The 3,492-nt window shown below is 42.8% G+C and carries 5 protein-coding genes; all 5 read right to left on the bottom strand.

The features are described from left to right. On the bottom strand, positions 1–461 hold a 461-nt coding region (locus QZ735_RS02505; RefSeq protein WP_294243847.1), incomplete at its 3' end, for an inorganic diphosphatase. A 25-nt stretch (positions 462–486) separates the two neighbouring features. Beyond that, entirely contained in the window at positions 487–999 is a 513-nt protein-coding gene (locus QZ735_RS02500) for a hypothetical protein (RefSeq protein ID WP_294243845.1), read from the bottom strand. A 35-nt stretch (positions 1,000–1,034) separates the two neighbouring features. After that, a complete protein-coding gene (locus tag QZ735_RS02495) occupies positions 1,035–1,967 on the bottom strand; it encodes a phytanoyl-CoA dioxygenase family protein (protein WP_294243844.1) in 933 nt (310 codons plus the stop codon). A gap of 65 nt (positions 1,968–2,032) precedes the next feature. Continuing rightward, complete coding sequence (locus QZ735_RS02490; protein WP_294243843.1) at positions 2,033–2,899, bottom strand: hypothetical protein; 867 nt, start codon at positions 2,897–2,899, stop codon at positions 2,033–2,035. Next, positions 2,896–3,492: DNA repair protein RadC (gene radC, locus QZ735_RS02485; RefSeq protein ID WP_294243842.1), on the bottom strand; the 597-nt coding region annotated here is incomplete at its 5' end. The genes QZ735_RS02490 and radC, both read right to left, overlap by 4 nt.

The raw sequence follows: 3,492 nt of genomic DNA, 5'->3' as shown, positions 1-3,492 counted from the left end.
TCCGCTTCAGGCAGTTCTGCGATATCCCTGAAGTGTCCGAATGCGTGGTCACCGATCATTACGGCAACAATTTTGTCATCTGCCTCTCCGCCGTCGATCATTTTAAAACCGCCGATCGGAATGGCTTTCATCAGCAGGCCACCGGAGTGGATGTTGTGAGAACTTAAAACACAGATATCAAGCGGATCATGGTCTCCCATGGTAACATCCGTAGCACCTCTTTCAACCGCAAGTTTCATTACTGCAGTATCACAGTATGTTCTTGGCACAAAACCATATAAGGCCGGAATAATGTTTGAAAACTTCTGAGGCCTGTCTACCATCAGGAATCCCGTTTCTTTATCCACTTCATATTTAATCGTGTCTGAAGGAACGATCTCCACGAAAACATTTACAACGTCCGGGGCCTCTTCGCCAGCAGAAATTCCATGCCATGGATGTGCTTTAAAATTTGGAATCATTATTTAATTATATTTATTTTTTTAATTAAGCCAGTATCATAATTTCTTTTCTCAGATCCTGAAGGGTTGCCGAAATATAGTCCTCACCGTCCATATACGTCATCAGGAAAACGGTTTTAAATTCCTCGAGGTCGGTATTTGCGCCCATGGCTTCATAGGTCTGATGAAGCAGGCTGATCACGGCGTTCTTCGATTCCACGATATTCTTCCACGAATGGGCGGTAAGGTACAGCTGCTGCGAAGAATTATAATCGAATTCTTCATTGATGGACTTCTCGGTAAGGAAAATAAACTCGTGAACGGCAAGCCCCTTATCGAATTTCTGAATGAGGTGTGAAGGTTTTATCCGGTCCAGGAAAAGGGTCATTCTTTCGTATGACTGGGTTTTGTTTTCCGAATTCGATTTTACGGAAAGCATTTTCAGCTCCTGCTCCTTGAGCCTGATGTAGGTGAATACAAATTGTCTGAGCAAAACCAGAAAAGGAATTGCAATAATCAATGCAAAAGCATAGGGTAAATATCCTGAAAAGCCTGTCATAATTTGAGGTAGCAAAATTACTAATATTTTTTGAATTATCCTTCAAATAAAGCAGGACGTTGCGTTACTTCATGGTAACAGATGCTGTTTTCATCAAAATAGTGGTAGACGAGGCTTTTTCTGGTTCTTGTTTTGTCGGTATGGGGTTCGCCACCATGTAAAATATTGGCATGCCATACCAGCAGGTCCCCTTTCCCGGCCCGGAAAATTTCTTTTTTCAGTCCAAGTTCTTTCACCTTGGCCTCCAGAAACTGTTCATATTCTTTATAACTTTTTTCCCCGATCTTCAGAAATGTGCCTTCGTTATCATAATCGGAGTTAAGGAAATAAGGCAGGGTATGGCTTCCGGGAATATAATGCAGGGCTCCGTTTTCTTCATCGGTATCTTCCAGTGCAATCCATACGCCCAACAGACCTCCCAGCGGATAGGTCGTCATGTGGATACTGTCTGAGTGGGTTTTCTGCTGGCTTCCGTTGATAAAATTAATACTCTGAAAAAGTTTGGCTTCACCGTCCAGCAGCACAGAGAGGAATTCCAGCAGCTCTCTGTTATTTCCGATGCTGCGTATAAGCTCAGAATGATGAATGGCAAACATCAGTTTACCGCCGTACCGGAATTTCAGGGTGCCATTTTTCATCAATGCTTCAATTTCTTCGTTGATGGCGTCGGCTGTTTCCGGATGCAGGTAGTTCTTAAGGACCAGAAACCCGTTTTCTCCGTAGCGGTCCGCACTCCTTTTATTTTCCTCCGAAAGATTTTGATAAAAAGACGTCCGGGATAACCGCCCGTTGTCTATTTTTCTTTCCTGCGGATCCAGATGAGAGAAATCTTTGCTGGAGATGCTTGAGAAATAGCTTTTATTAATTCCGAATCTTTTATAGAGAGGAATGTTGTGTTTAAGCTTTTTCCTGTTGAAAAAGTTGTATACGGCATAGGGAAGCTTATAGTTTCGAATTTGTTTTAACATGGAAGAAATATTACAGAGGATAAATTTATAAATAATATGGAGGAAAAGTCCATGAAACAGACTGATCAGGCGAATCTTTTCAAAAACTTATTTTCAACAAAGCCATATTCACGGAGTTCTGCCCCGAAACTCTTGAAAAAAACTTCAATTCCGCGTATATTGCTTCCCATGAAGTTAAAAGATTTCACGGCAATATACTCTTGCAGAATTTTATCGATCAGAAAAGAAGCGCCATTCTCTTCTTTGTGCTGCTCATGGTTCATCAGTCCCAGGAGAGAAAGCTGATCCGTATCTGATACCATCAGTGCCAGGTTGATCAGGGTATTTCCCGAAAAGGCTCCGGCGAGTTTCAGGGTATTGTTTTCAGAAAGGAAAGAGAGGTAATTTTTCAGTTTTTCCCAATCCTTTTCTTTCGTAAGCCCTTTAAAATTGTTTTTGATAAAATCCAGTGCCGCTGCACCGAATTCGATTTCTTGGTATGTAAGATGCTGTGCTGCTTTCACCGTGGATTTTCGCCCCTTGAAGTATTTTTTCCTTCTGAGCAGCGGATATTCTGAAACAGGAATAATATAGTTTTTCTTCTTTTCCAGATGGTCTTCAAATCCGTTTCCGTCATTGAAAGTATAAAAAAAAACCCGGTACTTTTCCGTAAGAAAGTTCAGAAAGCATTGGTTGACTTCCGGATTGTCAATTTTCGAAAAGATGCCGAGCTGCTGGCAGAAAAGAGGCATATGAACGAAGTTGATGCCCATTTTTTTCTGAATATGGATGGGCATTACCGCTTCATAGTCATTGTACACCAGGATATGCCAGTTTCCTGAAAGGTGATCGAGGATTTCCTTGCGCGCATACCAGTTCTTCTGTTGGGAATTCCTCAGGCATTCAGCGTATTTACCAAAATGTATTTTATTATATTCTAATTTTCTAATCATAATAATCCGTCGTCCGCAAGGCTGACGTATGAGTTTTGCGTTATAATCAGATGGTCCAGGAGCTGTATATTCAGCATGTTTCCGGCCTCTTTTATTTTCCGGGTAATTTCCAGATCTTCCTTGCTGGGTTTCAGGTTTCCGGAAGGATGGTTATGGGCGATGATCAGAGCTGTCGCATAATGGTCCAGTGCCGTTTTAAAAAGGATCCTGATGTCCACGATAGACTGGTTGATTCCGCCCTGGGTCAGCTGGGTGAAATGGAGAACCCTGTTGCTCTGGTTGAGGAATATGGCCCAGAACTCCTCAGTCCTTAAGTCTGACAAATATTTCCTGAGGATCTGATAGCCGTCATTGCTGCATGTAATCAGCGACTTTTCCGGGACTTCCTGTGCTGCTCTCCGCCTGCCGATCTCCAGCGCCGTAGCTATGGCAATGGCCTTCACTTCTCCCACACCCTTGAATTTCATCAGGTCTTTTACAGACATCAGGCTGAGCTGATGCCAGCTGTGCCCTACCGAATTGAGAATTTTGCGGGCAAGTTCCATAGCAGTTTCTTCCCGGCTGCCGCTTCTCATGATGATTGCCAGCAATTC

It is taken from the genome of uncultured Chryseobacterium sp. (assembly GCF_913776365.1).
GTDB lineage: Bacteria > Bacteroidota > Bacteroidia > Flavobacteriales > Weeksellaceae > Chryseobacterium.
This window is presented reverse-complemented; position numbering and strand designations above follow the sequence as displayed.

Coding starts and splice junctions, on each gene's coding strand:
- QZ735_RS02500 (WP_294243845.1), bottom strand. CDS start 999: ATGACAGGCTTTTCAGGATATTTACCCTATGCTTTTGCATTGATTATT.
- QZ735_RS02495 (WP_294243844.1), bottom strand. CDS start 1,967: ATGTTAAAACAAATTCGAAACTATAAGCTTCCCTATGCCGTATACAAC.
- QZ735_RS02490 (WP_294243843.1), bottom strand. CDS start 2,899: ATGATTAGAAAATTAGAATATAATAAAATACATTTTGGTAAATACGCT.